We start from the raw sequence: 2,625 nt of genomic DNA on the forward strand, positions 1-2,625 counted from the left end.
AGAGCTTCTCGAACCTGCGCCGCCAGATCAAAGCGACGATCAACGAACACGGCCGCTCACATCGCCAGACCTCGGATGGTGAACCGCAATTGATCGTTGAGCAGGGGAAGGGGCAGTTCCCCTAGCTACCGAAAACGAGACTGTCTGTCGCGAAAATACTGACTTTCGCGACAAGCGTTAGTGGTTCAGATGAGTGGGGATCTTCCAGTCTGCTTCCGGTTCGGCGATAAGCTGGCGTTGGCAAACCGATGATTTTTCCGAAAACGATGGTGTTTTGGGAAAGTGCCTTGAGATCAATCTACGGGCGGCTGCCGGGTGACGCCCGCTCAGGCTCCGAAGGGGCGTGGCTCCCCCTGCCATGCCGTCGTGCGCAGGAATTGTTCCCATGTCAGGCTCTGCGGGTTTGCCTGCCGGCTCCATTCGAGGTCACGGCCCGCACGATAATAGCCGTACTCTACCGCATATTCCGCCATTCCGAGCAACTCCCTGACCAACAAGTCGTTGGCGGCGAAATCGGGGAAATAGCGCAGTAGGCCATCTCGCGTGAAAGCAGACCGATACACCGCTTTCTTGCCCGTAACCTGCGTGAAGGTGTCGATCATCTCCGCAGGTGAAATCATATCTCCGATCACGGGCAGGGATGAGCCAGCGTACCTGTCAGGATTGGACAATATCTCCAACACCGCCGGCCCCGTCGCGCTCGTGGGATCGACGAACGGCGCGCGGAAATCCTCCGGTAAATAGATGGGAAATACCAGATCGTCTCCGTGCATTCGCGGCGTGTAGTATTCGAGCAGGTTCGTGTAGAAAAACGCGAGCATGACGAAAGAGCTGCGCACAGGCAGGCTGCGGATATGCTCCTCGATCCTCGCCTTGTCTGTGAAGTGCGGCGCGAACTTCGTGCCGCCGCTAAGTGCATCAACATTTTCAAGGGTGCTGAAAACGACGTGCTGCACCCCGGCCTCGACCGCGGCATCTGCCATCTCCATGCCGAGTTGAGCCTCATGCGTCTGCGGTGGAGCAATTGGCGGTGTCATCAGGAAGGCCCCGTGCGATCCAGCAAAGGCGTCGATCAAAGCGTTTCTCTGGCCAATTTCCAGCGGAACGCTTCTTAACTCGGCGCCATCGGCGGCAAGGTTCCGCGCTTCTGGCGTGTCCACACGACGGGTCAGCGCCCGTACCCGATAATGCCCGCTACGCAAGAGTGTACGCGCAACGCTGCGCCCTTGCTTGCTCAATGCGCCCACGATGGTGACAAGGGGTTTCTGCTCCGGTTTCATCGCTCTGTCCTTTCGATTGAACAGTGACGCTACACCTCGACATATCTATCCGGTATAACGGTGGAATGAATAGGATAGTTCTGTCCAATGGATAAATCAGATGTCACTCTGGAGCGGATGCGAAGTTTCGTCCGGGTGGCGGAGCGTGGCAGCTTTTCGGCTGTGGCGCGCGAACAGGGCGTCGGCCAGTCCACCGTCACTCGCCACCTTGCCGAGCTTGAAAGCGCCCTCGGGGTCACCTTGCTGAGCCGTACGACGCGCCGGGTCGCGCTTACCGCCGAGGGAGCTCTATATCATCAGCATGCGAGCGCAATCCTAAGGCTGGTGGCTGAGGCGCGCGACGATGTGCGTGACGCCAGCCATCACCTGAGCGGCGGCATCCGCATTTCCTGCACAGCGGCACTCGGCGTCCGCCATGTTACCAAGGCCCTGTTCGCCTTTCAGGACCGGCATCCCGGCATCGTCATTGATCTGGGTCTTTCCGATCAAAGGATTGATCTGGTGAGAGACGCCGTGGACATCGCGATCAGGCTGGGACCGCTTGCCGACAGCACGATGCAACGCAAGGCGATCGGCAACTCGCATCGCATCCTGGTGGCTTCGCGGGCCTATCTTGAGGCGCATGGACACCCGCAGGCACCGGACGACCTGCCAAGGCATCGGGCGATACTGATGAGCAACATTATGGGAAGCGAGACGCTTACCCTTCGTCGCTCCGATGGTCAGACTGCAACCGTATCACTCGATGGACGGCTGCTGGTCGATCACGGCCTTGCTGCGCGGGAGGCATTGATGGAGGGGCGCGGCATCGCATCGGCGCATGTGTGGCTGATCGACGATCTCCTGGCATCGGGCGAGGTGGAGCAGGTGCTGCCGGACTATGCGCCGGAGCCGGTTCCCTTATCCATTCTCATCGTTCCCGGTCGCGCTCGCATCCGTCGCGTCCGCTCCCTGATAGACGCGCTCGCTACCACCTTTTCGACATTGCCAGGCATCAGATAGCTATTGTTAGGTGCAAGCCCCAGCCAGCGTAGGCCGCCAGCCCGTTTTCCCGATTAGGAGCCTCCGATGAGACTGCCTACGCTGGCTGCAGTGAACACCAAAAGCGCCGTAGGCTTTCCCAAAAACTGTTCCCAATCGCTTTTTCCCGAAATGGCCGATCAGAGATGGAGAAATGAGAAGGCGTGCGCATGACCGCTTCGGGGAAGAGGCCATAAGACACGGAACGGCTTTACATGGTCGAAGGCGGTTGGCCTGCCCCCATTAGGTGGCCCGGTTCAAATCTAATGCATGGTGGGCTTTTCGGCGACGTTTGAGGTGGCCGGCGAAGCGGGTTGGGGTGGCG

General features: G+C 59.4%; 3 protein-coding genes. 2 read left to right on the forward strand and 1 reads right to left on the reverse strand.

What is annotated here, in order from left to right; translation table 11 throughout:
• Positions 1-14: 14 nt before the first annotated feature.
• A complete protein-coding gene (locus GGR04_RS24700; protein ID WP_376769892.1) occupies positions 15-125 on the forward strand; it encodes a glyoxalase superfamily protein in 111 nt (36 codons plus the stop codon).
• Between the two features lie 201 nt (positions 126-326).
• Here the strand turns inward: GGR04_RS24700 and GGR04_RS23615 are convergent, their stop codons facing one another.
• A complete protein-coding gene (locus GGR04_RS23615; RefSeq protein WP_183203041.1) occupies positions 327-1,280 on the reverse strand; it encodes an NmrA/HSCARG family protein in 954 nt (317 codons plus the stop codon).
• A gap of 87 nt (positions 1,281-1,367) precedes the next feature.
• Between GGR04_RS23615 and GGR04_RS23620 the strand changes: the two genes are divergently transcribed.
• Positions 1,368-2,282, forward strand: coding sequence for a LysR family transcriptional regulator (locus GGR04_RS23620; RefSeq protein WP_183203043.1), 915 nt, complete (start codon positions 1,368-1,370; stop codon positions 2,280-2,282).
• The last annotated feature ends 343 nt before the right edge of the window (positions 2,283-2,625 follow it).

This window comes from Aureimonas pseudogalii (assembly GCF_014196835.1).
GTDB lineage: Bacteria > Pseudomonadota > Alphaproteobacteria > Rhizobiales > Rhizobiaceae > Aureimonas > Aureimonas pseudogalii.